22 protein-coding genes are annotated in these 26,904 nt (G+C 36.9%); 12 read left to right on the top strand and 10 right to left on the bottom strand.

Annotation, left to right across the window (positions count from 1 at the left end; genetic code table 11):
* Positions 1-172 precede the first annotated feature (172 nt).
* Entirely contained in the window at positions 173-1,849 is a 1,677-nt protein-coding gene (glgP, locus tag NG809_RS13890; RefSeq protein WP_262151599.1) for an alpha-glucan family phosphorylase, read from the top strand.
* 90 nt (positions 1,850-1,939) lie between these two features.
* Here the strand turns inward: glgP and NG809_RS13885 are convergent, their stop codons facing one another.
* Positions 1,940-2,416, bottom strand: a complete 477-nt coding sequence (locus tag NG809_RS13885) for a hypothetical protein (RefSeq protein WP_262151597.1) — start codon at positions 2,414-2,416, stop codon at positions 1,940-1,942.
* Positions 2,417-2,532: 116 nt separating this feature from the next.
* On the opposite strand from NG809_RS13885, the gene NG809_RS13880 reads away from it, so the two are divergent.
* The 6 genes from NG809_RS13880 (at position 2,533) to recG (ending at position 13,087) form a co-directional block, all read left to right on the top strand.
* Positions 2,533-4,662: a S9 family peptidase gene (locus NG809_RS13880; RefSeq protein ID WP_262151595.1), complete on the top strand. Its 2,130-nt coding sequence runs from the start codon at positions 2,533-2,535 to the stop codon at positions 4,660-4,662.
* A gap of 163 nt (positions 4,663-4,825) precedes the next feature.
* Positions 4,826-6,478 (top strand): peptide MFS transporter, encoded by a 1,653-nt coding sequence (locus tag NG809_RS13875; protein WP_262151593.1) that lies wholly within the window; start codon positions 4,826-4,828, stop codon positions 6,476-6,478.
* Between the two features lie 136 nt (positions 6,479-6,614).
* Positions 6,615-8,336 (top strand): peptide MFS transporter, encoded by a 1,722-nt coding sequence (locus tag NG809_RS13870; protein WP_262151591.1) that lies wholly within the window; start codon positions 6,615-6,617, stop codon positions 8,334-8,336.
* Positions 8,337-8,485: 149 nt separating this feature from the next.
* Entirely contained in the window at positions 8,486-10,159 is a 1,674-nt protein-coding gene (locus tag NG809_RS13865) for a peptide MFS transporter (RefSeq protein ID WP_262151589.1), read from the top strand.
* A gap of 21 nt (positions 10,160-10,180) precedes the next feature.
* Positions 10,181-10,714 carry a thioredoxin family protein gene (locus NG809_RS13860; RefSeq protein ID WP_262151587.1) on the top strand — a complete coding sequence of 178 codons (534 nt, stop codon included), beginning with the start codon at positions 10,181-10,183 and terminating at the stop codon, positions 10,712-10,714.
* A 264-nt stretch (positions 10,715-10,978) separates the two neighbouring features.
* The gene (recG, locus tag NG809_RS13855) at positions 10,979-13,087 is read left to right on the top strand and encodes an ATP-dependent DNA helicase RecG (RefSeq protein ID WP_262152581.1); all 2,109 of its coding nucleotides are present in this window, start codon (positions 10,979-10,981) and stop codon (positions 13,085-13,087) included.
* Between the two features lie 94 nt (positions 13,088-13,181).
* Here recG and NG809_RS13850 read toward each other — a convergent pair whose 3' ends face one another.
* Both NG809_RS13850 and dapA read right to left on the bottom strand, forming a co-directional pair.
* Positions 13,182-13,688: a GNAT family N-acetyltransferase gene (locus NG809_RS13850; protein ID WP_262151585.1), complete on the bottom strand. Its 507-nt coding sequence runs from the start codon at positions 13,686-13,688 to the stop codon at positions 13,182-13,184.
* A 244-nt stretch (positions 13,689-13,932) separates the two neighbouring features.
* Positions 13,933-14,805, bottom strand: a complete 873-nt coding sequence (gene dapA, locus NG809_RS13845; RefSeq protein ID WP_262151583.1) for a 4-hydroxy-tetrahydrodipicolinate synthase — start codon at positions 14,803-14,805, stop codon at positions 13,933-13,935.
* 106 nt (positions 14,806-14,911) lie between these two features.
* On the opposite strand from dapA, the gene NG809_RS13840 reads away from it, so the two are divergent.
* The 4 genes from NG809_RS13840 to recO are packed head-to-tail and all read left to right on the top strand — an operon-like array spanning position 14,912 to position 19,575.
* A complete protein-coding gene (locus NG809_RS13840) occupies positions 14,912-15,667 on the top strand; it encodes a 5'-nucleotidase C-terminal domain-containing protein (RefSeq protein ID WP_262151581.1) in 756 nt (251 codons plus the stop codon).
* A complete protein-coding gene (locus NG809_RS13835; RefSeq protein WP_262151579.1) occupies positions 15,667-16,617 on the top strand; it encodes a bifunctional metallophosphatase/5'-nucleotidase in 951 nt (316 codons plus the stop codon). Before NG809_RS13840 ends, NG809_RS13835 begins: the two co-directional genes overlap by 1 nt.
* A gap of 3 nt (positions 16,618-16,620) precedes the next feature.
* The gene (porZ, locus tag NG809_RS13830) at positions 16,621-18,882 is read left to right on the top strand and encodes a type IX secretion system anionic LPS delivery protein PorZ (RefSeq protein WP_262151577.1); all 2,262 of its coding nucleotides are present in this window, start codon (positions 16,621-16,623) and stop codon (positions 18,880-18,882) included.
* 3 nt (positions 18,883-18,885) lie between these two features.
* Positions 18,886-19,575 (top strand): DNA repair protein RecO, encoded by a 690-nt coding sequence (gene recO, locus NG809_RS13825; protein ID WP_262151575.1) that lies wholly within the window; start codon positions 18,886-18,888, stop codon positions 19,573-19,575.
* A gap of 7 nt (positions 19,576-19,582) precedes the next feature.
* Here recO and NG809_RS13820 read toward each other — a convergent pair whose 3' ends face one another.
* The 6 genes from NG809_RS13820 to NG809_RS13795 form a co-directional block, all read right to left on the bottom strand.
* The gene (locus NG809_RS13820) at positions 19,583-20,392 is read right to left on the bottom strand and encodes a glucose 1-dehydrogenase (protein ID WP_262151573.1); all 810 of its coding nucleotides are present in this window, start codon (positions 20,390-20,392) and stop codon (positions 19,583-19,585) included.
* A gap of 67 nt (positions 20,393-20,459) precedes the next feature.
* Positions 20,460-20,945 (bottom strand): GNAT family N-acetyltransferase, encoded by a 486-nt coding sequence (locus NG809_RS13815; RefSeq protein WP_262151571.1) that lies wholly within the window; start codon positions 20,943-20,945, stop codon positions 20,460-20,462.
* Between the two features lie 3 nt (positions 20,946-20,948).
* The gene (locus tag NG809_RS13810) at positions 20,949-21,566 is read right to left on the bottom strand and encodes a DUF1684 domain-containing protein (protein ID WP_262151569.1); all 618 of its coding nucleotides are present in this window, start codon (positions 21,564-21,566) and stop codon (positions 20,949-20,951) included.
* Positions 21,566-21,958: a hypothetical protein gene (locus NG809_RS13805; RefSeq protein WP_262151567.1), complete on the bottom strand. Its 393-nt coding sequence runs from the start codon at positions 21,956-21,958 to the stop codon at positions 21,566-21,568. The genes NG809_RS13810 and NG809_RS13805 overlap by 1 nt, the downstream gene beginning before the upstream one ends.
* Before the next feature lie 84 nt (positions 21,959-22,042).
* A complete protein-coding gene (gene mqo / locus NG809_RS13800; protein WP_262151565.1) occupies positions 22,043-23,545 on the bottom strand; it encodes a malate dehydrogenase (quinone) in 1,503 nt (500 codons plus the stop codon).
* A gap of 277 nt (positions 23,546-23,822) precedes the next feature.
* Positions 23,823-24,860: an NAD(P)H-dependent glycerol-3-phosphate dehydrogenase gene (locus tag NG809_RS13795; RefSeq protein ID WP_262151563.1), complete on the bottom strand. Its 1,038-nt coding sequence runs from the start codon at positions 24,858-24,860 to the stop codon at positions 23,823-23,825.
* Positions 24,861-25,079: 219 nt separating this feature from the next.
* Between NG809_RS13795 and NG809_RS13790 the strand changes: the two genes are divergently transcribed.
* Positions 25,080-26,105 carry a M23 family metallopeptidase gene (locus NG809_RS13790; RefSeq protein ID WP_262151562.1) on the top strand — a complete coding sequence of 342 codons (1,026 nt, stop codon included), beginning with the start codon at positions 25,080-25,082 and terminating at the stop codon, positions 26,103-26,105.
* Between the two features lie 140 nt (positions 26,106-26,245).
* Here NG809_RS13790 and NG809_RS13785 read toward each other — a convergent pair whose 3' ends face one another.
* Positions 26,246-26,899 carry an NAD(P)-dependent oxidoreductase gene (locus NG809_RS13785; RefSeq protein ID WP_262151560.1) on the bottom strand — a complete coding sequence of 218 codons (654 nt, stop codon included), beginning with the start codon at positions 26,897-26,899 and terminating at the stop codon, positions 26,246-26,248.
* Positions 26,900-26,904: the final 5 nt, after the last annotated feature.

Here is a 26,904-nt window from a genome sequence, read left to right as displayed (position 1 = left end):
TTACAAAACTGACTCAAGCATAAACATTTTGATTATCAAAAATTTACAAGTTAAATGTAGTGAATTTTTCAATTGAAATGATTTTAAAATTTTAAATTATTAATTATTTAACAATCGATTTATTTCGATAATAATTACATTTGTTCAATATCTAAAATATTATTAACACAAAATGGATTTCAAAAACTTCAAAATACCTTACGCTGTAAACCAGCAATACACAAAAAAAGTCGCTTATTTTTCAATGGAATTTGCCATCGAGCAGGTTCTTAAAATATATTCCGGAGGTCTGGGATTTCTGGCGGGTTCGCATATGAGAAGTGCTTATAATCTGAAGCAGGATCTTGTAGGAATCGGAATTCTCTGGAAATTTGGCTACTACGATCAGGCAAGAAACCATGATCAAACCCTTCAGCCGACGTGGACAAAGAAAATGTACAGTTTTCTGGAAGATACGGGTATAAAATTTCAAATTGAAATTCACAGTGCACCGGTGTGGGTAAAGGTTTTTTATCTTAATCCTGAAACTTTCAACACGGCACCTATGTTTTTCCTGTCTACTGATGTTCCTGAGAATGATCATATCTCAAAAACCATCAGTCACAAATTGTATGATGCCAACGAATCCACAAAGCTGGCTCAATACATTCTTTTAGGTAAAGGCGGAGCTAGACTTCTGGAAGAAATAAATTTAGAAAGAGATATTTATCATTTGAATGAAGCTCACGGTTTGCCGACAGCTTTCCATTTATTGAAAAAATTTAATGGAGATTTAAATAAAGTAAAAGAAAAACTGGTTTTCACAACTCATACACCGGAAGAAGCCGGAAACGAAAAACACAATCGCAGACTTTGCCACGAAATGTCCTATTTCTCAGGTTTAAGTTTAGAAGAAGTAAACAAAATTGAAGGTTCTGAAGATGAGCGTTTCAATCATTCATTGTGTGCTCTGAAAATGGCAAAAATCGCCAACGGAGTTTCTCAGCTGCATGGCGAAGTTTCCCGTGAAATGTGGAGTAAATATGACGGAATCTGCGAAATAAAATCAATTACCAACGCTCAGGAATTCAAATACTGGAGTGATAAACCTTTGTACAATGCAAAGGATGAGAACAACGCAACAATGTTTGATTATCGCAAGAAACTTCTTAAAAAGCGGCTTTTTAAAATTGTGGCAGACCAGACCGGAAATCTTTTCGATCCGAATGTTTTTACCATTGTGTGGGCAAGAAGATTCGCAGGTTACAAGAGAGCAGATTTGCTTTTGCACGATAAATCCAGATTTTATAAATTATTAAATCATCCAAAATATCCAATCCAGGTAATTTGGGCAGGAAAGCCTTATCCGATGGACTATTCTGCGATTTCTACCTTCAATTCTCTTGTGGAAGAAAGCAAGAACAATAAAAATATGGCAGTTTTGACGGGCTATGAATTAGCATTAAGCAAATCTTTAAAACAAGGTTCAGATTTATGGTTAAATAATCCCCGTGTACCAAGAGAAGCTTCGGGAACCTCGGGTATGACAGCTTCTATGAACGGTAGTGTAAACCTTTCTACCGATGATGGCTGGATTCCCGAATATGCAAAACACGGAGAAAATTCTTTCGTTGTTCCAAAAGCAGATTATGCCAACATGAGCATCTATGAGCAGGATAATTATGATTTAAATAAGCTCTACGAAATTCTTGAAAAAGAAATTCTTCCGACGTATTACGATAATCCGGATAAATGGAGAAAAATTCAGTACAATGCCATGAATGATGTAAAAGACCAGTTCAATTCTGACCGAATGGCTGATGAATATTACAAAATGCTGTATAATCTTGAGGTTGAGGTTAAGGCTTAGGTTGAGGTTAAGAATAATGCTGACAAAATCTTATAAATAAATCAGCCCGAACGTTTTGTTCGGGCTGATTTTATTATGATACTTTGTTTGTTACGCTTGTGCTTTCGGTTTTGAAACAGCGATTTCATACACATTCGCGTGTTTAAGATATTTTGAACGTTCTCTTGAAGTTACAGATTCAAACTGATCGTTCTTTAAAACAACAATCGGATCTTCGGCGTTTTCAATTTCAAAATTGGCTAAATATCTTTCGTCCGGCGGAGATTGTGTAAGTTTAGCCTTGATTTTCTGCAGCTCGTCAGCATATTGTTTGAAACCTTCGTCTGATGAATGAATAAATTTATATTCCGGTCCGGCATCCACAAAATAATGTAATTTCTTTTCGATTAGGCCCGCTTCGGAAGTTTCCACAGGATTGTCGTTACCATCCTTGAAAGCCACTTCCATCAATTTCCCGTTATTTTCTTTTGCGTAAAGTTCGGCAGCGTTGAAATCTGCAAATCCCGTATATAAAATTTCGTTCGTCAGTTCGTAACGGTTGAGCTTTTTTTCGTTATTCGTTTCCATAATTATTTATTTAATGAAACGTCTACTCCAATTTTTTTGCCAAAAACGAAGTTTTAATATTCATTCTTAAAAGATTTTATTAAAAATGTTATATTTGGAATCCTTTTATTTTAAAAATGAAAAAACTTATACTTACACTCAGCATTGCTGCTGTTTTTCAAAGCCTGAATGCTCAGGAAATTACTTTAGACAAGATATATTCGGGCTACTACCGCGGTAAAGGTATCGCCGGAATTACATCTATGAAAAACGGTGAAAATTATCTGGTCATTGAACAGGGCGGAATTGCCAAATATTCTTACAAAACTTCACAGAAAGAAGGCAATCTGGTAGACGGAAATTTCGAAAGCTATGAGTTTTCTGATGATGAATCTAAAATTCTTTTGCTAAAAGAAAGTCAGCCAATTTACAGACATTCTTTTTTAGGAAAATACGATATTAAGGATTTAAAAACAGGCAAAACCGTTAGTCTGAATGAAGGAAAAGCTGTTCAGGAACCAAGGTTTTCCCCTGATGCGACGAAAATTTCTTTCATTGTTGATAATAATCTGTTTTACCAAGATTTAAATTCAGGAAAAATCACTCAGATTACACAACATGGTGTAAAAAATAAGGTTCTGAATGGTTTGGCGGATTGGGTTTACGAAGAAGAATTTGGGCATGCAAGATTGTATGAATGGACGAAAAATTCAGCAGATATTTTATTTGTAAAACTGGTTGAAACTGATGTTCCGGAAATTTACATTCCAATGTATGGGAAATCACTTTATCCAACGGAAATGCGTTATAAATATCCAAAAGCCGGAGAAAAAAACTCAATTGCTACAGCGCATATTTATCAACTTTCTGACGGTAAAAAGACCAAAGTAAATCTGGACGGTTTTAAAAATTATTACATTCCGAATGTGATTCAAACTTCAAATCCGGATGAAATTGTTTTAATTACTTCACAGAGAACTCAGAATGCATCGGATGTTTTAAAAGTAAACACCAAAACCGGACAGGCTACAAAACTGTTTACCGAAACCGATGACAAATGGATTGATACTGACAACGTAACTTTAGAATTCATGGAAGATAATTCTTTCCTATGGGCTTCTGAAAGAGATGGTTACAGACATTTGTACTGGTACGACAAAGATGGTAAACTGAAAAAACAAATCACAAAAGGAAACTGGGAAGTCACTGAATATTATGGATTTAATCCCAAGACAAAAGAAGTTTTCGTTCAGACAACAGAAAAAGGAAGCATCAATAAAGTTGTTTCTAAAATCAATATTCAAAACGGAAAATCTCAGCTGATTTCCAATGCTGAAGGAAACAACGCTGCAAATTTCAGCAAAAATTATAATTATTTCATCGAAACTTCTTCAACTGTTGCAAAACCTTACACTTTTGTTTTAAAAGACGGCAACGGAAAGCAACTGAAAGAACTTCAGAACAACGAAGCTCAGCTTCAAAAACTGCAGCAGGATAATTTTACGGTAAAAGAATTCATCACGATTCCGAACGAAGCCGGAGATCAGATGAATGCATGGATTATCAAGCCTAAAAACTTTGATAAGAACAAGAAATATCCATTATTTATGTATCAATATTCCGGTCCGGGCTCGCAACAGGTTTCCAATTCGTGGGATAACGGAAATACATTTTGGTTTGAAATGCTGGCTCAGAAAGGTTACATCATTGCCTGTGTAGACGGGCGTGGAACAGGTTATAAAGGTGCGAAATTTAAAAAAGTGACTTACAAAAACTTAGGAAAATACGAAATCGAAGATCAGATTACTGCCGCAAAATGGTTTGGAAATCAATCGTATATCGACAAATCAAGAATCGGAATTTTCGGATGGAGTTTTGGTGGATATATGGCGAGTTTAGCATTGACAAAAGGTGCTGATGTTTTCAAAACAGGAATCGCAGTTGCTCCGGTAACGAACTGGAGATATTACGACTCTGTTTACACAGAAAGATTTTTACTGACTCCACAGGAAAATCCGGCTGGATACGATGAAAATTCGCCTACAACCTATGCAAATTTATTGAAAGGTAAATTCCTTCTAATCCACGGAACAGCCGATGACAACGTACATTTCCAGAATTCTATGGAGTTTTCTGAAGCTTTGATTCAAAACAAAAAACAGTTTGAATTTATGGCTTATCCGGATAAAAACCACGGAATTTATGGCGGACAGACCAGACCGCAGCTCTATCAGAAAATGACAGATTTTATTTTGGAGAATTTGTAGGAAGATGGAAGTTGGAAGATGGAAGATGGAAGTCGGAAGATGAAAAATTCCGAATCTCAGATTGAGGTTCGGAATTTTTTATGGTTTATTTTACTCAAAGTTAATAAAATTCAAATATTGTTTTAAAAAAATTATATTTGTGAAATTGTAAAAAATTATATTCATGAAAAGCAAACACCCTAAAGGGCTTCCCTATCTATTTTTCACAGAAATGTGGGAACGTTTCGGATATTATTTAATTCTCGGAATTTTCGTTTTGTATATGATCGACAGCGAGAAAGGCGGATTGGCTTTTGACGATAAAAGTGCTGATGATATTTTCGGAACTTTTATAGCATTAACCTATTTGACCCCATTTTTAGGTGGATTTTTAGCCGACAGAGTTTTAGGATATGTAAAAGCAATCTATATCGGAGGATTTCTAATGGGATTGGGCTATCTTGGGATTGGGCTTTTTAAAGAATTGCCTCTGTTTTACGCTTCTTTAGCACTCATCATCGTTGGAAACGGATTTTTTAAGCCAAGTATTTCGACTCTTCTGGGAAATCTATACAACGAAGAACCTTACAAAGCCAATAAAGATGCGGGTTACAACATTTTCTATATGGGAATCAACATCGGGGCATTTGTCTGTAATATCATCGCTGCCTTTATGCGAAATAAATATGGATGGGGACCGGCTTTTATGACGGCAGGAGTAGGAATGTTTGTTGGTTTAATAGTTTTTACCATCGGCAGACAACATATTCTTCAGGCAAACATTTTAAAACCTGCTCAGGATGGTGATACCAAAATTTCTGATGTTTTGGTGAAAGTATTTTTACCTGCAGTAATTTTTGGTTTGATTGGATGGTTTATTCCAAACAATATTTTCGGAAGTGACAGCACGGACGCATTTATTTTCGCCTGTGTTCCGGTTATCTATTTCTACGTCATGCTTTATGTAAAAGCCAATTCAGAAGACAAAAAACCTATTGGTGCCCTCTTGGCAATTTTTGCAGTAAGTTTAATGTTTTGGGCAGTTTTCAAACAAAACGGAACAGCATTGACCCGTTGGGCTAAAAATTACACAGACAGAACCATTCCTGCCCCACTCGAAAAACCTTTGGAATCAATTTATCTGGTTGATATAAAAGATTATAAAGATCAGGAAGTTTCGGTCTACGATGATCAGTATCAGGTGAAAAAGAATGAAGCCGGCGATGCAATCAAAGAACAGGGGAAAGATATCTACTTCAGAAACATTTCTGCAACTGAAAGAGCCAGACTTGAGGCAAACCCTGCACAACAGGTGAGTTTATACAATACAGAACTGTTTCAGTCCATCAATCCGGGTTGGGTAATTTTACTGACTCCAGTTGTAGTTGCATTTTTTATGATGCTTCGTAAAAAAGGGAAAGAGCCAAGCACGCCTTCAAAAATTGTTTTGGGACTTTTCATTTCAGCATTATCTTGTCTGGTCATGGTGGGAGCCGTGTATGCGGGACAAAACGGTCTGGTAAAAGTTTCAGCTTTATGGCTCGTTGCAGCTTATGGCGTAATTACAGTGGGTGAACTTTGTCTTTCGCCTATGGGACTGTCTTTGGTATCAAAACTTTCTCCGCCAAGATTGACAGCATTAATGATGGGAGGATTTTTCCTTTCCACATCTATCGGGAACAAACTTTCGGGAGTTTTAGCCAGTTTCTGGTATGACTACGATAACAAAGCCAATTTCTTTATTGTGAATTTTGGATTATTACTATTAGCAACTCTTCTGGGTTTATCCATTTTAAAAAGATTAAATAAAATAATGAAGGAAAAAGGAGTTAATTAAATTCTTATTCTCATTCAACATAACCATAGCTGTAGATTTCTTCTGCAGCTTTTTTGTTTAAAATAAAAATTAAAACTTGCCAAAAACCCAAAAAAAACTATATTTGTGGGTCTTAACAAAAATTTAACAAGTATATATGGATACAGCAGTTCAGTCGAAGACCAAACATCCAAAGGGATTATGGGTATTATTCGGAACCGAAATGTGGGAGCGTTTCAATTTCTACGGAATGAGAGCTCTTCTTACGCTCTTTATGGTAAATTCTTTACTTATAAGAGAAGCCGATGCAGCAATCATTTATGGTGGATTTTTAGCACTTTGTTATTTAACTCCACTTTTGGGTGGATTTATCGCTGACAAATACATCGGAAACAGAAATGCAATCTTGATCGGTGGATCTTTGATGGCGATTGGTCAGTTTTTACTGTTCATCAGTGCATCAACTTTCTCTGCGAATATCGATGGAGCTAAAATGTTTATGTGGCTGGCTTTATTTATTATCATATTTGGTAATGGTTTTTTTAAGCCAAACATCTCATCAATGGTGGGAAGTCTGTATCCAAAACAGGAAAAATCTAAATTAGACTCTGCGTTTACGATTTTCTATATGGGAATCAACATCGGAGCATTTTTAGGACAGTTTATCTGCCCTTACGTTGGTGACGTGAAGGATGCAACGACAGGAGTAAGAGATATTTTTGCATTCAAATGGGGTTTCCTTGCAGCTTCAATCGCAATGGTAATAGGTACAATCACATTTTTTATCCTTAAAAACAAATACGTTGTAACTCCGGAGGGGCGACCAATCGGAGGTTTACCTAAAAACAATTCAAGTGAAGATTTTGAAGAGGGTGAAACTCAGACTGCAAAATTTACTGGTGGAGCATTAGGAATCACAGGAGGTCTATTTGTTGTTTTATTCTTTGTTTTCAGATATCTTTTGGTGGGTGAATTCGGATTCAACTCTGTAGAAATGGGGCAGATGATTAAAGGAATTATTTATCCTTTCATTTATGCAGCCGGTATTTCATTGGCGTTTCTTATCATGTCTTCAGCAGAAAACAAGATTGAGAGAAGCAGAATCTGGGTGATCTACATCGTTTCATTCTTCATTATTTTCTTCTGGGCAGCATTCGAGCAGGCAGGTTCATCATTAACGTTTATTGCTGACAACCAGACTGACAGAAATATTTTAGGGTGGAACATGCCACCATCAATGGTACAGATTTTCAACGGAATTTTCGTTGTATTATTGGCAGTTCCTTTCAGTTTATGTTGGGATAAATTAAGAGCTAAAGGCAAAGAACCGGTTTCACCTATGAAACAGGCAATGGGATTAGCTTTAATTGCTTTAAGTTATTTCATCATCGCATATAATGTAAAAGATTTAGGAAATTCAGGGCTATTGGCTATCAAATGGTTGATGTTACTGTATTTCATTCAGACTTGTGGTGAGCTTTGTCTTTCACCAATCGGTTTGTCTTTGGTTGGAAAATTAGCTCCAAAAAGATTTGCTTCATTGCTTTACGGTGTATTCTTTATTTCAAATGCAGCGGGTTATGCGTTAGCTGGATCTTTGGGTGCACTTATTCCTGCAACAGGCGATAAATTTAAAAAAGCTGAAGAAATCGGAGTGAATCTACAGGAAGTACTGGATAAAAAAGTAACCTTAAATCCAACTCAGGTTGCGGCTTTCGAAAAAGCACAGTTACCTTTGGAAAATCCTACTTTTGTCGGGTTTGAAATCCACAATTTATTTGAATTCTTCATGGTATTCGTGGTTCTTTGTGGAATTGCAGCAGTAATTCTTGCATTAATCTCTCCAATTTTAAAGAAAATGATGCACGGTGTAAACTAATTTCGTGTTTCCAAAATAATTATCTTAAACCTCTGATTTTTCAGAGGTTTTTTTTACATTCGTACTATCGAAATTTCCGGAGATTTTTTCTTGACGTAATATTTCACAAATTCAATCACTTATCACTAATCATCCATCAATCATAACCCATGAACCTAACCCTCGACGAAATCCAAAATTTCAAAGGAAAATATCCAAAACAGATCTGGTCACTCTTTTTCTCTGAAATGTGGGAAAGATTCTGCTTCTACGGAATGCGCGGAATGCTGGTTTTCTTTATGATTTCACAGCTCAACTTCCACGAAAAAGAAGCTAATCTTCAGTACGGCGCGACTCAGGCATTTGTATATGCATTCACTTTTGTAGGAGGACTTTTTGCTGATAAAATTTTAGGGTTCAGAAAATCGCTGTTTTGGGGAGGCCTTCTGATGATTGTCGGCAGTTTGATTTTAGCAGCAGATCCACATCAGTTTTTCTTTTTGGGAATCGCTTTCACCGTTGTTGGAACAGGTTTTTTCAAACCCAATATTTCCTTAATGGTTGGCCAGCTCTACAAACCAAACGACTCACGCGCCGATGCCGGATTTTCGCTTTTTTATGCAGGAATAAACCTTGGTGCTTTGCTTGGTGGTTATTTATGTATTGCCATTGGCAAAGGTGAATTGTTCGGCAGCATTATTCCTGAAGGCATAAGATGGAATGTTGCTTTTGGTTTAGCAGCAATTGTAATGGTAATCAGTTTGATTAATTTCGTATTTACTCAGAGAAGCTTGGGAACAATTGGTTTAGAACCTGAATTAGTACAGCTTTCAATAAAGAAAAATGTTAAAAAGTTTGGCATCATTGCAATTCTTGCCTATTTATTTATGGCAAGAATGTTTGTCCGATTTTTAGACAGCAGCATCTTTAAAGATGACGCTGTGAAAATTGTTTTAAGTCTCGTAGCTTTTACTGCATTATTTGCTGCAACATCTTATCTGATTTATTTGGGAGGGAAATTTTTAAAATATGCCGTCTATCTTATTTCTCTGGCATTAATTCCTGTGATTATGCTGATGGTTTCCGTTCCTGAATATACCGATTATTTTATGTGGACCGTGGGACCGCTGACATTGATTTATCTTTTTTACGAAATGTCAAAAGTAACTTCAGCAGAGAGAAATAAACTTTGGGCAGCTCTGATTTTTATTATATTTTCAATCCTTTTTTGGGGAATCTATGAGCAGAGCGGTGGCTCGCTGAGTATCTTTGCAGCCAAAAATTTAAATAAAGATCTTTTAGGTTTAGATCCGAATGGTGTCAACAATTCCGGAGGTGCTTTCTTTATCATTTTTCTTGCGCCTTTACTCGGATTATTATGGATTTGGATGAGCAAAAAGAAAATAGAGCCCAATACCATTATCAAATTCGGTCTTGGTTTTATATTTTTGGGCTTAGGATATTACGTTTTGTTTGCCACAAGATTATTTGCGGATTTGCAGGGAATTACTTCATTAAACTTCTTCACCTTAGCGCTTTTAGTTATTACATTGGGAGAATTATGCCTTTCCCCAATTGGTCTCTCGATTATGACCAAACTTTCCACCAAAAATCTTCAGGGAATGATGATGGGAATGTGGTTTCTCGCCTCTGCCTACGGACAGTACGTTGCCGGAATTATCGGTGCTGGACTTGCTGATGCCAAAGAAGGCTCTACCAATCTTGATGCGCTCATCACGTACACCGAAGGCTACAAACAGCTCGGCCTCTACGCCGTAATTGCCGGAGTGGTACTGATTTTGATATCTCCGTGGGTGAAAAAACTGATGCAGGAGGTTCGCTAACGATTTAATTTTAAATTAATTATGAAAAAAATATTCGCTTTCATCTTCATTATCCAATCCGTTTTCGCCTTTTCTCAGGTAAAATGGATGACCATTGAAGAAGCACTTGAAGCCCAGAAAACACAACCAAAAAAAATACTCATCGACTTCTATGCAGACTGGTGCGGACCGTGTAAAATAATGGATAAAAAAACCTACGGAAACGCCGTGATTTACGATATTCTCAACACCAGTTACTATCCCGTAAAATTCAATGCTGAGGATAGAAAAACGATAGAAGTTTACGGAAGGAAATTTTCAAATGAAAACACTTCGCAGAAAAGAGGAAGAAATTCCCTTCACGAGTTTACTCAGTTTATGAATGTGAATGCAGTTCCCACAACCGCTTTCCTGGATGAAACCGGTCGTCCGATTACCATGTTACAGGGCGAATTGACAGCTAAGGAACTGGAGCCTTACCTCGTTTTCATTTCGGGAGATCTTCATAAAAAATTTAAAACTCAGGCTGAGTGGGAAGATTATCAGAAAAAATTTAAGTCTAAGATAAAAGAATAGTTGGCGAATGGCTGCTGGCTTTTAGCTTTTGGCTATAAACTGGCACGAATTCACGAATTAAATTGTTTTGAAATGTTTCAAACTCATTCGTTTATTCGTGGCAATATTTTTAAAAGAAACATTTTAAATTTAAATTGATTTTAGTTGACATCTTTGCAATTTCATTCAATTTAAAAATCTGCTCTATCTGCATGATCTGCGGGAGACGTAAAACAATCAGGCTTTCAAAATCGAAAGCTTTTTTTATTACTAAATTTTCCCGAAATTCGTGCTTCAAAAAATTCAGTTCTGACTTTAGAAACTCCCATAGAATTTGTAAAAGGAATCGGTTCCGAACGCGCCAAGCTCATCAAAAATGTGCTGGGAATTTCTGTTGTGGAAGATTTTCTGAACTTCTACCCTATCCGATATCTGGATAAAAGTAAAATCTTAACGGTTTCAATGCTTAAGGAAAGCAATATTGAAGTTCAGCTGAAGGGAAAAATAACTTCTGTTCAGGAAATTCAGACCGGAAAAATTAAAAGACTTTCGGCAAAATTTAACGACCACACCGGAACGATGGATTTGGTTTGGTTTCAGTATTCAAAATGGCTGAAGGAGCAGATTCCCGTGAATAAAGATATATATATTTTTGGAAAAATCAATGCTTTCAACAATCAGTTTTCAATGCCCCATCCGGAAATTGAAGCTGAAGAAAACAAGGAAACTGAAACAAGATTAACTCCCATTTATCCAAGTTCCGAAAAACTCAGCAAGAGAGGTTTAAGCCAGAAATTCTTTCAAAATATATTGAAAAGTATCTGCAAAGAAATCCCCAATCTCATCCAGGAAAATCTTCCGGAATACATGATTCGGCACTATCATTTTTTATCGAGGCAACATACGTTTCTCAATATTCATTTCCCGAAAAATCAGGAGCATCTTGACAAGGCAGATTCCCGTTTAAAGTTTGAAGAATCATTCTTTTTTCAATTGGGTTTTGGTTTAAAAAAAGCACATCACAAAACAAAGTCCCACGGAAATCCGTTCCCGATTGTCGGCGATTATTTTACTGGTTTTTACGAAAATCATCTTCCGTTTGAACTGACTAATGCACAGAAAAGAGTTTTAAAGGAAATCAGGATTGATATGAAAAAGCCCATCCAGATGAACAGGCTTTTGCAGGGTGACGTCGGTTCCGGAAAGACGATGGTAGCTTTGCTGACGATGCTGATTGCTATGGACAACGGTTTTCAAAGCTGTCTGATGGCTCCGACTGAAATTCTCGCCCAGCAACATTTTGCCGGAATAAAAGATTTATTGAAAGATACGGAAATCAAAGTCAGCATTCTAACGGGTTCTGTAAAGGCTTCTGCAAGAAAAATCATTCATGAAGAACTGGAAAACGGTGAACTTTCCATTTTAATTGGAACGCACGCCGTTTTGGAAGATAAAGTGAAATTTAAAAACCTTGGTTTAGCCATTATTGATGAACAACATCGGTTTGGAGTGGCTCAAAGGGCAAAACTTTGGGCAAAGAATAAAATTCCGCCACACATTTTGGTCATGACTGCAACGCCGATTCCACGGACTTTGGCGATGAGTTTTTATTCTGATCTGGATGTTTCTGTGATTGACGAAATGCCTGTCGGAAGAAAACCGATTATCACGGCTCACAGAAGAGAAAAAGACCGAGCTTACGTTTACAATTTCTGTCATGAAGAAATCCGCAAAGGCAGACAGATTTATTTCGTGTACCCATTAATCGAAGAATCTGAGACTTTGGATTACAAAAATCTCATGGAAGGTCTGGAAAGCGTGATGGATAATTTTTCAAACTACAACGTCACGATGCTTCACGGAAAAATGAAACCTGACGAAAAAGATGCAGCGATGAATTATTTCGCATCCGGAAAATCGCAGATTATGGTCGCTACAACCGTAATCGAAGTTGGTGTGAATGTTCCAAACGCTTCTGTAATGGTGATTGAAAGTTCAGAAAGATTTGGGTTATCGCAACTTCATCAGCTGAGAGGCCGCGTTGGGCGAGGCGGCGAGCAGAGTTACTGTATTTTGATGACTTCGGATAAATTGTCCTCAGACAGCCGAACGAGAATTAAAACCATGACCGAAACCAACGACGGGTTTAAAATTTCTGAGGTTGATATGCAATTACGTGGTCCCGGCGATATTTTGGGAACTCAACAAAGCGGCGTGGTTGATTTTAAAAAGCTGGATTTGGTGAATGATTCAGCGATTATTAAAAATACCAAAAGTCTGGTTGAAAAAATTCTGGAAACCGATCCATTACTGTCGAGAAGCGAACATTTGATTATAAAAAATTACTATCTGCAGTATTATAAAGGGAAAAATAAGTGGAGTAAGATTTCGTAATTATTGATCACTTCAACCTAATTTTGTCATTCCGTAGGAATCTAAACAGACTTTTTAGAGATGCTTACAGCATGACAAATAAGCTGTTTAATAATTATGAATTATAGAGCGATATCTCCATCAGATAATCATCCATTACATATCCATTGCCAATATCAAAAACACCTTCATCATAAATTTTATAGCCTTGTGATTCGTAGAATTTCTGAGCGGAATTGTATTTATTTACATTTAAAATAATTCTGTTGTCGCCACTTTCTTCTACTTTTTCATTTAAAAATTCCAGAGTTTTTTTGCCTAAACCTTTTCCTTTGCTTTCAGGAACGAGATAAATCCTGTGCAATTTTGTAGTCTTATCTTCATAATGATTTTCGTAGCCTAAAAATCCGTCAAAAACATTTAAAACTTCATCAAAAACCAAGTAATAGTGATAATTTGGATTTTTTAAGTGGTCTGAAATTTCAGTTTCCGAATACATGGTTTCCAACATATATTTCATCTGTTCCTGAGAAAGAATTTCGGCATACGCGTCTTCCCACGACCTTTTCGCCAAATCCTGAATTAATGGGATGTCTTTTTCTTTTGCTTTGATTAGTTTCATATGATAAAGATAGATTTAAACACATTAGTCACAAAGATTTTAGATTAATCCTGAAAATATTATAGAGCACATAAGAGAGAAAATCAAAGATTTTCACAACTCATGTGCTCTAAAAATGTTTTCAAACATAATAACTAAAAAACTAATGTGACTCATGTGTTAAAGTTCAATTTTTTAGATTAAAAAAGTGAAAAGCATCACACCTTTCACTTCAATTATAATTTCAAACCTCAAATTTCAAATTTCAAATTTTACTCATTTCAGCTTTAATCTTCGCATAAAGTCCTTCTGATGCAGGAACCAATGGAAGTCTCAGATAGTTTTTAATCAAGCCTTTTTCTGCCAAAACCACTTTAATCCCGCAAGGATTTCCTTCTGCAAAAATCAATCTTGTGATTTCAACTAATTTATTATGAATTTCATAGGCTTCATCTACTTTTTTATCAAAAGCCAGCTGAACCATTGTCGAAAATTCTTTCGGATAACCCTGTCCAATTACAGAAATCACTCCTGCTCCACCCGCCAGAGTTACGGGCAGTGTAAATTCATCATCTCCCGAAACCAAATTGAAGCCTTCAGGTTTCTTTCTTAAAATATCAAAGTACTGAAGGATGTTGGGCGCAGCTTCTTTGATTAGGAATAAATTCGGGAATTCTTTTGCCAAACGCAAAGTCGTTTCTGCCTCAACATTTTGTCCGGTTCTTGACGGAACGTTGTAAATGATGATATTTTTTCCGGTAGAAGCCAACATTTTATAATGCTGGTAAAGCCCTTCCTGATTCGGTTTGTTGTAGTATGGAGACACCGATAAAACAGCTGTAAAATCAGATAAATCTGCTTCTTCAATTTGCTGTTTGACTTCAAGAGTATTGTTTCCGCCGATTCCTAAAACCAGAGGAAGACGTTTATTATTAACCTTAATGATGTGCTCAACCACCTGTTTCTTCTCGTCTGAAGAAAGTGTAGCAGCTTCCGCTGTAGTTCCCAAAACTACCAAATAGTTGGTTCCGTTTTCGATGTTGTACTCAATGAGTTTCGTCAAACTTTCGAAATCTACGGATAAATCTTCATTAAAGGGCGTCACCAAAGCAACACCTACTCCTTTTAAAATGCTCATCTGTTCGAATTATTTTCCCCAAATTTAATAATTTCACGCAAGAATTTGCAATATTAATCCTGTTTTATTATACATATAATTATATTTGCATTATACTAAAGAAATTATGCAAAATAAATTCTTATTGATAGGAATTGCCCTGCTCTCGCTCACAGCCTGCAAAACGACTTCGTTGCAGGTGGCCAGTGTACAGACGCAGAAGAATATTTCTATTAATCAGGACCTGAAGGCTAATGAAGATTTTGCTCAATTTATCGAGCCTTACACCGAGAAACTCAACAAAGAGATGAATCAGAAAATCTCTTACACACAGGTTGATCTGACGAAAGAAGGCGACAACAGCAATCTGGGAAATCTTTTGGCAGATTATACTTTTGACGGAGCCACTGTCTGGGCAAAAGCCAATTTGAATAAAAACATTGATGCAGCATTGATCAACATCGGCGGAATCCGCACCACAATTGGGAAAGGCGATATTCTTCTGAAAAATGTTTTCGAAGTAATGCCTTTTGAAAATGAAGTAATTATCGTCAAATTCAAAGGTTCGGATTTGCAGGGACTTTTTGATTATTATGCAAAAAATCAGAAAAACAATCCGGTTTCACATCTGTATATCGAAACGAATAATGGTTTAGCTTCTAAATCTTTTATTAATGGAAAAGCTGTAAATCCAAATCAGGATTATTATATTGCAACGTCAGATTATCTGGCTTTAGGTGGAGATAATATGAAGTTTTTTGCAAGAGGAGAATCAATTCCGACAGGAATCAAACTGAGAGATTTGTTTATTGAATATTTTAAGAAAAATCAGCAGATTAATCCTCAGGAGGAAATCCGTTTAAATTTTATCGGGAAGAAGTAATGGATAGAAAAAGTTTTTTAAAAACGATAACTGGCGGAACTTTAGCAATGACTTTAGCTCCGAATCTGGTAATGGCAGAAGAATTAAATTTAAATTCTTTCAGTTCAGCCAATAAATTAACGATACTTCACACCAACGACCAGCACAGCAGAATTGAACCTTTTGATTCGAGCTACACCAGAAATCCGAATCAAGGTGGTTTTGCGAGAAGAGCAACTGTAATTCAGAAAATCAGAAGCGAAGAAAGCAATCTTTTGTTGCTCGATTCCGGAGATATTTTTCAGGGAACACCTTATTTCAACTTTTTCGGTGGCGAGCTTGAGTTTAAACTGATGTCAATGATGAAATACGATGCTTCCACAATGGGAAATCACGATTTTGACAATGGTTTAGACGGATTTTTGAAAGTTTTACCAAACGCAAAATTTCCTTTTATCTGTTCTAATTATGATTTTAAAAACACCATCTTAGACGGAAAAACCTCTCAGTATAAAATCTTCAATAAAAACGGAATTAAAGTCGGAATTTTCGGAGTGGGAATTCAGCTTGACGGTTTGGTCGGTAAAAAACAATATCAGGAAACCATTTGGAATGACCCAATTGATATGGCGCAACATTATTCAAATTTCTTAAAAAATGAAAAGAAATGTGACCTTGTGATTTGTCTTTCCCACATCGGGTACGATTATCACGACGAACCTGAAAAATTAAACGACAAAATTTTAGCATCAAAAACAGAAAATATTGACTTAATTTTAGGCGGTCACACCCATACTTTCTTACCTGAACCCCAAACCTTCCAAAACAGACAGGGCAAAAACGTTTTGGTAAACCAGGTGGGCTGGGCAGGGCTCCTTTTAGGAAGAATAGATTTCTTTTTTGATCATAATAAAAATATAAAACAGGTTTCCTGGAACAATCAGGCGATCGACAGCAGTATAACAGCTTAAAATATGAAAAAATTCTCTATAATTTCCCTCGGTATTCTTATGGCTTTCCAAATGATGAAAGCTCAGAATATTTCTTCTAAAAAGTGGATGGATTTGTTTTCCTACAACAACGTCCTTGCCATGAAAGAAGACAACGGAAAAATAATTGCCGGCACAGAAAACGGAATTTTTTATTACAATATATCCAGTGGGGAAATTTCAAAACTTTCTAAGGCTTCGGGTCTTCATGAGGTTAAAATTTCAGCGTTTGATTATGATCCTCAGTCTAAAATTGCGTTGGTAGGTTATCAAAGCGGTGCTTTGGATGTAATCGCTCCCGACGGCGTTACTTACATTGTGGATATTCCGCTTGCAACGGGATATTCAGGAAGCAAAAGAATTAATCATATTTCCATTACTGGAGATCGGGCTGTGATTTCTGTGGGATATGGTGTTTCAATTTTCAAATTAAAACAGAAAGAGTTTGCAGATTCTGCCTTCTTTGTAACTGGTGGTGTTTTTGAAGCCAGCAATGAAGCAACAATTTTCGGAAATAAAGTGTACTCTGTAACCAATACTGGTCTTAAAAGCCATGAACTCAATACAACATTCCCTGTATTTACAACCTGGGTTACTGAGCAGGCGGGAAATTTTAAACATATAGATTCTGAAAGTATTTTATCCTACGCAAGTGCTACAACCGCTTATCTGTACAGTAACGGAACTTCTACACCTATTTCTCAGACATTTACTAATGTGAAAGATGTGGTAGCAACCTCCGGAAACATTACTGTTACAGATAATAACAGAGTGTATTCTTATGCCGATAACGGGAATTTTATCGGCTCGGCATCTCCGGGCGAAGAATGCAATACCGCTACAAGAATTGCCGGCAAATTTTATTTCGGAACTGCTTTGTCCGGAATTAAAAATGAAAGCAATAATGCTTTCAAACCAGATGGACCAGCATTCAATTATTCCTATAAAATAAGACCGTTTAACGATAATCAGTTACTCTTATCTTCCGGCGGTAGAGAAGGTGGATTTAATTTTAGATTAGAAAACCCCAGAAATCCTGGTTTCTATTATTTTAATGGTACAGAATGGGTGTATCCTTCTTATTTTAAAACAAATCCCAATATCTATAATGTACTCGATGCTATAGCTGATCCTGTAGATCCATCCATCGTGTTTTTCACAAATTACACTATTTGGGCCGGAATGGGCGTTTATAAAATGAAATATAATGCAGCCAACAAAGATTTTGATTTTGTAAAGTATTATGATCTCGACAAACCTAACATCTATGTCAACAGACCAGTAGGATTTGCTGTGGATGATAAAAACAATATCTTTCTCTCTATTGCATTTAATACTGAAACCGGTGCTAATCCGGCAATAGCTCCTTATAAAAGGGATACTGACCAGTTTTTGATTAATACTATCATCCTCACCAGCAACGGGATACAAGTCCCCATATTTCATGAGGGACTGCTTTGGACAGCACTGCCACGTTCTCAACACGTTTTGGCTTATGATTATAAAGGAACTGTAAGTACATCTGATGACACTTCCTACATTTTGGGATCTGAAAATAATCTTCCTGCAAACTCAATTTCTGTAGCTATCGATAAAGATGGTGATGCATGGATTGGTACCGACCTCGGAATCAGAATTTTACCTAATGCAACATCGGAAGTAAAAAATAACCCGACACTTGAGGCTGTTGTAATTGAGCAGAATGGTTTGGCAGAAGAACTGTTCAGAAATTCTCAGATCCTCGCAATAGAAGTGGATGCAGGAAATCAGAAGTGGGTATCGGTAGACGGTGGCGGCGTATATTACCTTTCAGCAGATGGGGAGCGTACCATCAAGCATTTTACAAGACAAAATTCTCCTTTGCCTACCAACTCAGTAACTGACATTAAAATCGACAAAAAAACAGGAAAGGTTTATTTCGTAACCTATGACGGAGTTGTTACTTATCAGGGAGATGTAGCTGACGTAACCTCAAATTTCGGAAATGTTTTGGTATATCCTAATCCTGTGGTTTACACTCAGTTTAAAGGAAAGGTCACGATTAAAGGACTTGCACAGGTTGCCAACATCCGAATTACAGATGCTGCCGGAAATATCGTTCATTCTGCACAGGCAAGAACAGGATATTATGAATGGGATCTTAACAACCAAAAAGGAAAAAGAGTGGCTTCAGGAATTTATTTTGTACTGATGACCAACGAAGACGGAAGCGATAAAGCAACTGCTAAAATCGCCGTGGTCAATTAATCTATGATTTCACAGACAGGTTTTATACTCTCTTTTTTAAAATATGGAGACAGTGATGCAATTCTGCATTGTTTTACTTTAGAAGAAGGCTTTCAAAGCTTTTTTCTAAAGTCTGTTTTCACACAGAAAAATAAGAAAAAAGCACTCTTGCTGCCATTGAGCATGCTCAGTTTTAACTGTAGAAAATCAAAACCCGGTGTAGAAATCAATTCTGTATTAAAATTTGAGCTTGAACAATCTTACGATTTTTATACAGATATAAAAGCCAATACCATCGTTTTTTTCATTTCAGATTTTCTGAATCAGGTTTTGAAACATGAAAATTCAAACCCGAATATTTTTAAAGCAATCATTGAGTTTAATCAGAATCTTGATGCTCAGAATTACAGATCGCATCTGGTTTTTTTGATTCTTTTATTGAAAATACAGGGAATTGCTCCACTCAACAGCCATTTAGAATACCTTGATCCGGAGACAGGAAACTTTAGTTTAAACGGAACACATCATCTTTTTACAAAGGAAATTTCTGCAATTTGGAAACAGATTTCTACCTCAGAAAATCCTTATGAGATTAAAATAAAAACTGCTGACCGAAAACAATTACTGGAAAGTATTTTGGTGTATTACCACTATCATTTTACAGATTTCAGAATTCCGAATTCACTGGAAATCATTCAGCAGATTTATGAATGATTTAAATTTATCCTCCTTTAGAAAAACTTTCCAAAACCGTCATTCCACCATCGACGAAAATGCTGGCTCCTGTGATGTAATCCGCAAAATCACTTGCCAAAAATACAGCCAGATTTCCTACATCTTCGGGCTGACCAATTCTGTCGTACGGAATCAGTTTTAATAAATCATTCATTGCCTCCTCAGTTCCCCAAGCCTCTTCGTTAATCGGCGTCTGAATCGCTCCCGGACAGATAGAATTGATCCTGATTTTTTTCGCACCGTACTCCTGAGCCAACGACTGCATCAAAAGCTTTACACCGCCTTTACTGGCAGCATAATTCACATGTCCCGCCCATGGGATGACTTCGTGTACCGAACTGATATGAATTATTTTTCCGCAGGCAACAGATTTAGACAAATTAATTCCGCGTCTCAGAAATTCTTTGATGGCTTCGCGGGCGCAAAGAAACTGGCCTCGCAGGTTCACATTCATTACCGTATCCCATTCTTCAACGGTCATTTCGGTAAATTCTGCATCTTTCTGAAGTCCTGCATTATTGATTAAAATATCTACCGTTCCGTAGTCAGAAATTGTTTTTGAAAACATGGCTTTCACCTCATCTTCTTTGGAAACATCGCACTGAAATACCATTCCGTTACCTCCGGCATTTTTAATTTCATTTAAAATTTCTTCAGCTTCGTCTTTTGAATGTTCTGATGAATGATTAACAATAACCGTAGCTCCTGCGGCAGCTAAGGATTTCGCAATGCCGGTTCCAATTCCGCTTGAAGCACCTGTAACAATAGCAATTTGATTTTTAAGAGAGATTTCCATAGAATATTTTTGTGATGTTCAAAACCAATTGAAAGTATCACGCCAAACTTGAAAACTGCACTTTAATTTAATCTAAAATTTTCGCCATCACCAATTGCGGTCCGCTTCTGCCCTCCTTGATTTTTCCTGTTAAGTGATAGCCGGTTTTCAGGTAAATTTCTAATGCAGAAATGTTTCTTTCATTGACTGACAAAACGATTTCTTTACAGTTATGAAAATGCTCTTTCACAAAATCATCAATTGTAATCACTACCGAAGTTCCGATTCCTTTACCCTGAAATTTGGGATTTATTGATAATGATCTCAGCAAAACTGAATCTGATTGGGTGGTAAATTCAAATTTATCATTGCCAAAATCCAGAACAAAGAAGCCTGCAATTTTTCCCTCAGCGAAAACGGTAACGGGATAAGCGAAAAAATCATCGTTTAGATTTCGCTCTTCAATTCTTTCCAAAGCCAGTTTAGGAAGGGCAGAATAATCGGATTGAATTTCGTCCAATTGAAAATCGAGATCAGCTAAATCTTTGGCTTGATAAAAATTTAGACTTACCATAATTTAATGATGATAAATATCTTCATACATCACGCCCGCTTTGATTTCCACGGAAAGTTTGTTTTCCTCAGGAACAATCGGGCAACTGTAATCATAGGCATTGTAAGCACAGTATGGATGATAAGACTGATTAAAATCTATAAGAATCGTATCGCCTTTCGGAATGGTGAGATCAACATATTTTCCGCCACCGTAGGTTTGATTATTATTAGTTGCGTCGCGAAATGGAAGAAAGAGGTCATTTTTATATTTTTCCTGCTTCATCAGATCCAGACTTTGGTAAATATTTACAACAAAATCTTTTCCACCTAAATTAAAATAAGCCTTTCCAAATTCCTGATACTTTTTTGTGTGTCCGGATGAAGTTGGAAAATCAAATGATTCCGGATTCTCATTTTTAATAAATCTGGCTTTAATTCTATATTTTAAATCGATAGGAAAGAAAGGGTGAGCTTTAAAATTTTTAAAATTATCATCTCTCAAAGGTGTTTCTTTTGGATTTAAATAGCCTTCGTTAAGCTCTTTCTGAAATTTCTTTATTTCTTTAATCTCCTTTTTCTGCGAAAAACCACAGACCGGAACTAGAAAAATTGAAAGGCATAAAATTATTTGTTTTATCATCATTCTGAAATTTTAATTCTGTAAACATCTGAGGAATTTCTTTTAATCGAATTTACAAAAAAACCACCTTCCTCGGGAATGACCTCCTGAAAATCAAAGCTTTTGCACTCTTTCGGAAGTCCGGAAAAAATTAGCGTAAACCAAAAATCTTTCATAAACGGCACCGGAGTCCAATACGGAAATAGCGAAATATTTTCTGCATGAATAAGTTTGCTCCTGTGATCAGAATGATTATCGATGAGATAAGTAGAATTCCAAATACGAATAAGATTTCCCAAAGACGGCGAGGCAGGAAAACAGCAATGCACAATCACCTGCTTCTCTTCTTCTATTTTAGTTTTCAGAGATGCAAGCAATTCTGTTGCAATGATTGGTTTTACAATGACTTCCATATTTACATAAGTAATGGGTAATAGGTAATAAGTAATGTCAGTAGCGGCGCAAGTATTACTGATTGCACATTACTAATTACCCATCTAATGTTTGAGTTGCAGTTTTTCTTTGCTGTAGGCACGCAGCATCGCTGTCATTTCCGGATTTTCAGAAAGTTTTGTTCCGTAGGATGGAATCATTTCTTTCAGTTTGTCCTTCCACTCACTTTCCATTTTTTCTGGAAAGCATTTTTCAAGAACGTTAATCATTGCACTTACTGCGGTGGATGCACCGGGAGATGCGCCGAGTAATGAGGCGATTGTTCCGTCTTTGTTGGTTACGACTTCGGTTCCAAATTCGAGTTTTCCACCTGCTTTATCATCTTTTTTAATGATTTGCACTCTCTGTCCGGCCACTTTCAGTTCCCAGTCTTCTTCTTTGGCGTCTTTTACAAACTCTCTCAAATGCTGAATTCTTTGGGCTTTATTCATCGCTACCTGCTGAATAAGATACTTTGTCAACGGCAAATTGTGCCACCACGCACCAAAAAGAGATCTGATGTTTTTTGTATTTACACTTTCCGGAAGATCGAGATAGCTTCCTTCTTTCAGAAATTTAGTTGAAAAACCTGCAAAAGGACCGAAAAGCAAAGCCTTTTTACCGTCAATAATTCTGAGATCCAGATGGGGAACTGACATCGGTGGTGCTCCTACCGGTGCCTGTGTATAGACTTTAGCCTCGTGTTGCGCTACCAATTCCGGATTGTGAGTTACCAACCATTGTCCTGAAACGGGAAAACCACCATAACCTGCACTTTCTTCAATATCCGAGCTGTCCAGAAGCGGCAAAGCGTAACCGCCTGCTCCGATAAACACAAAATCTGCTGTAACGTCGTGTTTGATATTGTGTGTACGGTCTTTCACTTTCATTTTCCAACCGTTTTTGATGGGATCGATATCTTTTACCTCCGTATAAACAAATATTTCAACGTTAGTATTGGCCATCAGATGGCGACCCATTTTTCTTGTGAGCGTTCCGAAATTTACGTCTGTTCCGGCATCCATTTTTGTGGCTGCCAAAACTTCAGACTGATTTCTTTTGCTCATTACCAAAGGGATCCATTCTCTGAGTTTATCGTGGTCTGTGGTGAATTCCATGCCTTCAAAAAGAACAGATTTCGACATATTATCGAAACGTTTTTTAAGAAATTCGGCATCATTTTCTCCAAAAACGAGGCTCAAATGGGGACAGGAATTAACGAAATCCTGAGGTCTGTTTATATAGTTTTTATTGATAAGGTAAGACCAGAACTGTTTTGAAACTTCAAATTGCTCAGCAATATTTTCTGCTTTTGAAATTTCTACGCTTCCATCTGCCTTCTGCGGAGTATAATTGAGTTCACAAAACGCTGAATGACCTGTGCCTGCGTTATTCCACGCGGCGGTACTTTCTTTTGCAAACCTTCCAAGTCTTTCGAAAATGGCAATATTCAACTGAGGATCAAGCTCATGAAGTAGTGTGGCAAGTGTAGCACTCATAATACCTCCGCCGATCATCACGACATCATATTTCGGTTTTGGAGTTACGCTGATTAAAGTGTGTGGCATTGTTCTAAAAATTTACTACGAATTTCGGGAAAAGTTTTCAAAACTGGCGATCATTGCTTCAGTTTAAAACTGATAATACTCATAATTCATCTGAATTATGTTTAATACAAATGAAGTTTTAATGAAACTCTGTCCATTTTCTGTTTTAAAAATCATATATCAAAAAAAATTCAGCTCTTATTTAAAGCCTGTTTAAATTTCATCAAAATTTTAATTCAAAATTGATTTTAGTTAAATACCAAAAAAAATCTCCCGAAAAAGGAGATTGTTATTGAGATTAATTCAGCTTCGCTGTAAGTTTGCGGTATTGTTTTTCGGCGTTTTTACCTTCATAGAGAATTCCGTAAATGGTTTCTATGATTGGTAGTTTTAAACCTTTCTCCTGAGCTGTTTTATAAATAGAATCTGCAGCGTAATATCCTTCCGCCACCATGTTCATCGACTGAATTGCAGATTTTACAGTATATCCTTTTCCAATTAAGTTTCCTAAGTTTCGGTTTCTGGAGAATAAGGAATAAGCTGTAACGAGTAAATCTCCCAGATAAGCACTTTCGTTCACGTCTCTTGGAGCTTCGTAAATCGCTTCCAAAAACGTTTCCATCTCACGGATGGCGTTGGATACGAAAACTGCGGTGAAGTTATCTCCATAACCTAATCCACTTGCAATACCAGCTCCAATGGCAAAAATATTTTTTAAAATTGCGCTGTATTCATTCCCTAGAATATCTTTGCTCGCACTTACTTTGATGAAATCTGATGAGAAAATATCCAGTAATTTCTTTGAATTTTCATCTTCTACAGTTGCTACCGTAAGATAAGAAAGCCTTTCCATCGCCACTTCTTCTGCGTGACAGGGCCCTGCGATCACCGCCTGATTTCTGAAACCTATTTTAAATTCATCTTTCAGATAATGGGCAACAACGTCGTTGACTTTTGGGATAATACCTTTGATGGCTGATACGAAAATTTTGTCGCCATACTCGCAATTCAGCTTATCCATTGAATCTGAAAGGTAAATGGAAGGTGTTGCCAGAACTACAATGTCGCAGGCAGAAACCATTTCGTTGATATCCGTTGTAAGTTTTAAATTTTTTAAATTGAAATTAACCGCCGTAAGATAAGTCGGATTGTGACCTCTGAGCTCAATTGCTCCTTTCACAAACTCATTTCTTACACACCAATGCACGGTTTTGCAGTTTTCAACCAACATTTTTACAATTGCAGTTGCAAAACTTCCGCTTCCCAGAACGCCAACTGCCAACTCCGTCTTTGGTTTTTTTGAGGTAGAATCTGAATTTGTTTTTTTCTTCGCCATAATGATACTGTGAATTGCAAATATATTAAAACCATGAAATAATGAAAGACCGAAATGCAGATTATCAAAATCTTTGCTAAAATTTAATATGGAAAACAATTTTTTATAAAAAACTGCGTTTAATAACGACTAAAAGGTCAATCAAACAAAAAATTTTCAGGAAAAATATTTTAAGTAAATTTGCACCCTTCTGGTGTAAGTAAGTTTAATGAAAGAAAAATGAAGAATTTTTTATCAAACAAAAAGAAAGTAACCGTTCTGATCGGTCTGCTTTCTACTGCTGTTTTTGCTCAAAGTATATTTATTGCAAAACTTTTTAATCAAAAAGACGACAAAACCTACGAGGTTAATCTTGTAAAGATAAATACCGAAAAAGACAGTGTAGACTATCTGAAAATGAAAACTGATCTTGGAATGGTAGACAAAACCGTTACCGAACTCAACTCTTTTCTGAAAGCCAAAAATATTAACAACGGAAGACTGGAAGTTTTGGATCAGGACAGCATTTCCAACTCGGTTTATCTTTCGAAGCAAGCCAACCGATACAGTGAATATCTGATGAATCTGCAGGAAAAACTACAGCAGGTTCCTTTGGGAATGCCTTCTGAAGGCTATATTTCGTCAAATTTTGGGATCAGAAAAAATCCGATTCCTTTCAAGCGAGTTTTGGCTTCTGTTTCTGCACCAAAAAATGATGCTCCGGCTGCTGCTACGGCAGTTTCGGCTCCGGAAGTGAAAGCTACACCTGTAGAAAAAATTATTGAAGTGACCGACAGCTACGGAAATAAGAGAGAAGTAAAAGTGATGGTAACGCCAAAAGCACCAGCCGCTGCCAAAACGGCTTCTGCAGCCACTTCAAGTCCTTCGGCACAAGGTGCTGTGATAAAAAACCAACCGATGGAGAAAAACAATCCTCCTGCGGAAGCTGATCAGATGCAGTTTCACAAAGGTTTAGACATCGCCGTTCCGTTCGGATCTGATGTAATTGCAACAGCTGCGGGAACAGTGATTTTTTCAGGACAAAAAGGCGGCTACGGAAACTGTGTGATTGTTTCTCACGGAAATGGTTTGGCTACACTGTACGGCCACTTGTCACAATTGGTTGCCAAAACCAATGACAGAGTGAAAGTTGGACAGGTGATAGCAAAATCAGGTAACTCAGGGCGATCTACGGGACCGCATCTTCATTACGAAGTGCATAAAAACAATACTCCGGTAAATCCTAAATTGTTTATGAACTTTTAAAATTATAACATTTAAAATCTTACCTCGGGTTTACCCGATGCTTTAATAATTCGTCTCTTTGGGAGCAAAATTAATATTACAGAAAAAATTTCGGATCAGCTAAATGCTCATCCGAAATTTTATTTTAAACCGCTTAAAAGTTAGTAAGCAGCAGTAAATCTTTCTCTGATGTGATTGTTCTGCTCCAGCTCATCTACCAAAACTACCGCAACATCTTCCACAGAAAGCACGCTTCTGCCCTCTTCGTTAAAAACAGGATTTTCAAGGGCTGTTCTGTATTCTCCAAGTCTTACGCCCGCCGTACCCTGATGCATTTCGATGGCGGGGCTGAAGAACGTCCAGTCGAGCACTGTGTTTTTCTTAATCACATCCAGATAATCTCTTGCTGCAGTTGCTCCAGGTTTGATGTCTGCAGGGAAATCCGGACCGTCTACCAGTTGATTTCCGTCGATGTATAAACTTCCGGCTCCGCCTACGGTAATAAATCTTTTCACTCCGGAGTTTTCCACAGCTTTCTCAATGGCGATTGAACCATTCAAAAAGTCATCGTACAGATTAGGATTCGTCCAGCCTGGATTGAAGGTGTTGATCACTGCATCATTTCCTTTCAAAGCTTCTGAAAGTTCTTCTAAATTATTAATATCCACACTTTTTGCTGAAACATTTTCAAAAGCGGGAACTTTTGAAATATCCCTCGCCAAGGCTTCAACCTGATATCCTCTGTCTGATAATTCTTTTACCACGTGGGCTCCAACAAATCCTGTTGCACCAATTACTGCTACTTTTTTGCTCATAATTC

This window comes from Chryseobacterium foetidum (assembly GCF_025457425.1).
GTDB classification, from domain to species: Bacteria; Bacteroidota; Bacteroidia; order Flavobacteriales; family Weeksellaceae; genus Chryseobacterium; species Chryseobacterium foetidum.
This window is presented reverse-complemented; position numbering and strand designations above follow the sequence as displayed.

What these genes read in the sequence shown, in the direction of transcription:
- mqo (WP_262151565.1), bottom strand. Translation starts at nt 23,545, where the DNA reads ATGCCACACACTTTAATCAGCGTAACTCCAAAACCGAAATATGATGTC.
- NG809_RS13860 (WP_262151587.1), top strand. Translation starts at nt 10,181, where the DNA reads ATGAAAAAAATATTCGCTTTCATCTTCATTATCCAATCCGTTTTCGCC.
- NG809_RS13820 (WP_262151573.1), bottom strand. Translation starts at nt 20,392, where the DNA reads ATGGAAATCTCTCTTAAAAATCAAATTGCTATTGTTACAGGTGCTTCA.
- NG809_RS13865 (WP_262151589.1), top strand. Translation starts at nt 8,486, where the DNA reads ATGAACCTAACCCTCGACGAAATCCAAAATTTCAAAGGAAAATATCCA.
- dapA (WP_262151583.1), bottom strand. Translation starts at nt 14,805, where the DNA reads ATGAGCATTTTAAAAGGAGTAGGTGTTGCTTTGGTGACGCCCTTTAAT.
- NG809_RS13790 (WP_262151562.1), top strand. Translation starts at nt 25,080, where the DNA reads ATGAAGAATTTTTTATCAAACAAAAAGAAAGTAACCGTTCTGATCGGT.
- NG809_RS13875 (WP_262151593.1), top strand. Translation starts at nt 4,826, where the DNA reads ATGAAAAGCAAACACCCTAAAGGGCTTCCCTATCTATTTTTCACAGAA.
- NG809_RS13870 (WP_262151591.1), top strand. Translation starts at nt 6,615, where the DNA reads ATGGATACAGCAGTTCAGTCGAAGACCAAACATCCAAAGGGATTATGG.
- NG809_RS13810 (WP_262151569.1), bottom strand. Translation starts at nt 21,566, where the DNA reads ATGATAAAACAAATAATTTTATGCCTTTCAATTTTTCTAGTTCCGGTC.
- glgP (WP_262151599.1), top strand. Translation starts at nt 173, where the DNA reads ATGGATTTCAAAAACTTCAAAATACCTTACGCTGTAAACCAGCAATAC.
- recO (WP_262151575.1), top strand. Translation starts at nt 18,886, where the DNA reads ATGATTTCACAGACAGGTTTTATACTCTCTTTTTTAAAATATGGAGAC.
- NG809_RS13805 (WP_262151567.1), bottom strand. Translation starts at nt 21,958, where the DNA reads ATGGAAGTCATTGTAAAACCAATCATTGCAACAGAATTGCTTGCATCT.
- NG809_RS13840 (WP_262151581.1), top strand. Translation starts at nt 14,912, where the DNA reads ATGCAAAATAAATTCTTATTGATAGGAATTGCCCTGCTCTCGCTCACA.
- porZ (WP_262151577.1), top strand. Translation starts at nt 16,621, where the DNA reads ATGAAAAAATTCTCTATAATTTCCCTCGGTATTCTTATGGCTTTCCAA.
- NG809_RS13880 (WP_262151595.1), top strand. Translation starts at nt 2,533, where the DNA reads ATGAAAAAACTTATACTTACACTCAGCATTGCTGCTGTTTTTCAAAGC.
- NG809_RS13795 (WP_262151563.1), bottom strand. Translation starts at nt 24,860, where the DNA reads ATGGCGAAGAAAAAAACAAATTCAGATTCTACCTCAAAAAAACCAAAG.
- NG809_RS13815 (WP_262151571.1), bottom strand. Translation starts at nt 20,945, where the DNA reads ATGGTAAGTCTAAATTTTTATCAAGCCAAAGATTTAGCTGATCTCGAT.
- NG809_RS13785 (WP_262151560.1), bottom strand. Translation starts at nt 26,899, where the DNA reads ATGAGCAAAAAAGTAGCAGTAATTGGTGCAACAGGATTTGTTGGAGCC.
- NG809_RS13835 (WP_262151579.1), top strand. Translation starts at nt 15,667, where the DNA reads ATGGATAGAAAAAGTTTTTTAAAAACGATAACTGGCGGAACTTTAGCA.
- NG809_RS13850 (WP_262151585.1), bottom strand. Translation starts at nt 13,688, where the DNA reads ATGAAACTAATCAAAGCAAAAGAAAAAGACATCCCATTAATTCAGGAT.
- NG809_RS13885 (WP_262151597.1), bottom strand. Translation starts at nt 2,416, where the DNA reads ATGGAAACGAATAACGAAAAAAAGCTCAACCGTTACGAACTGACGAAC.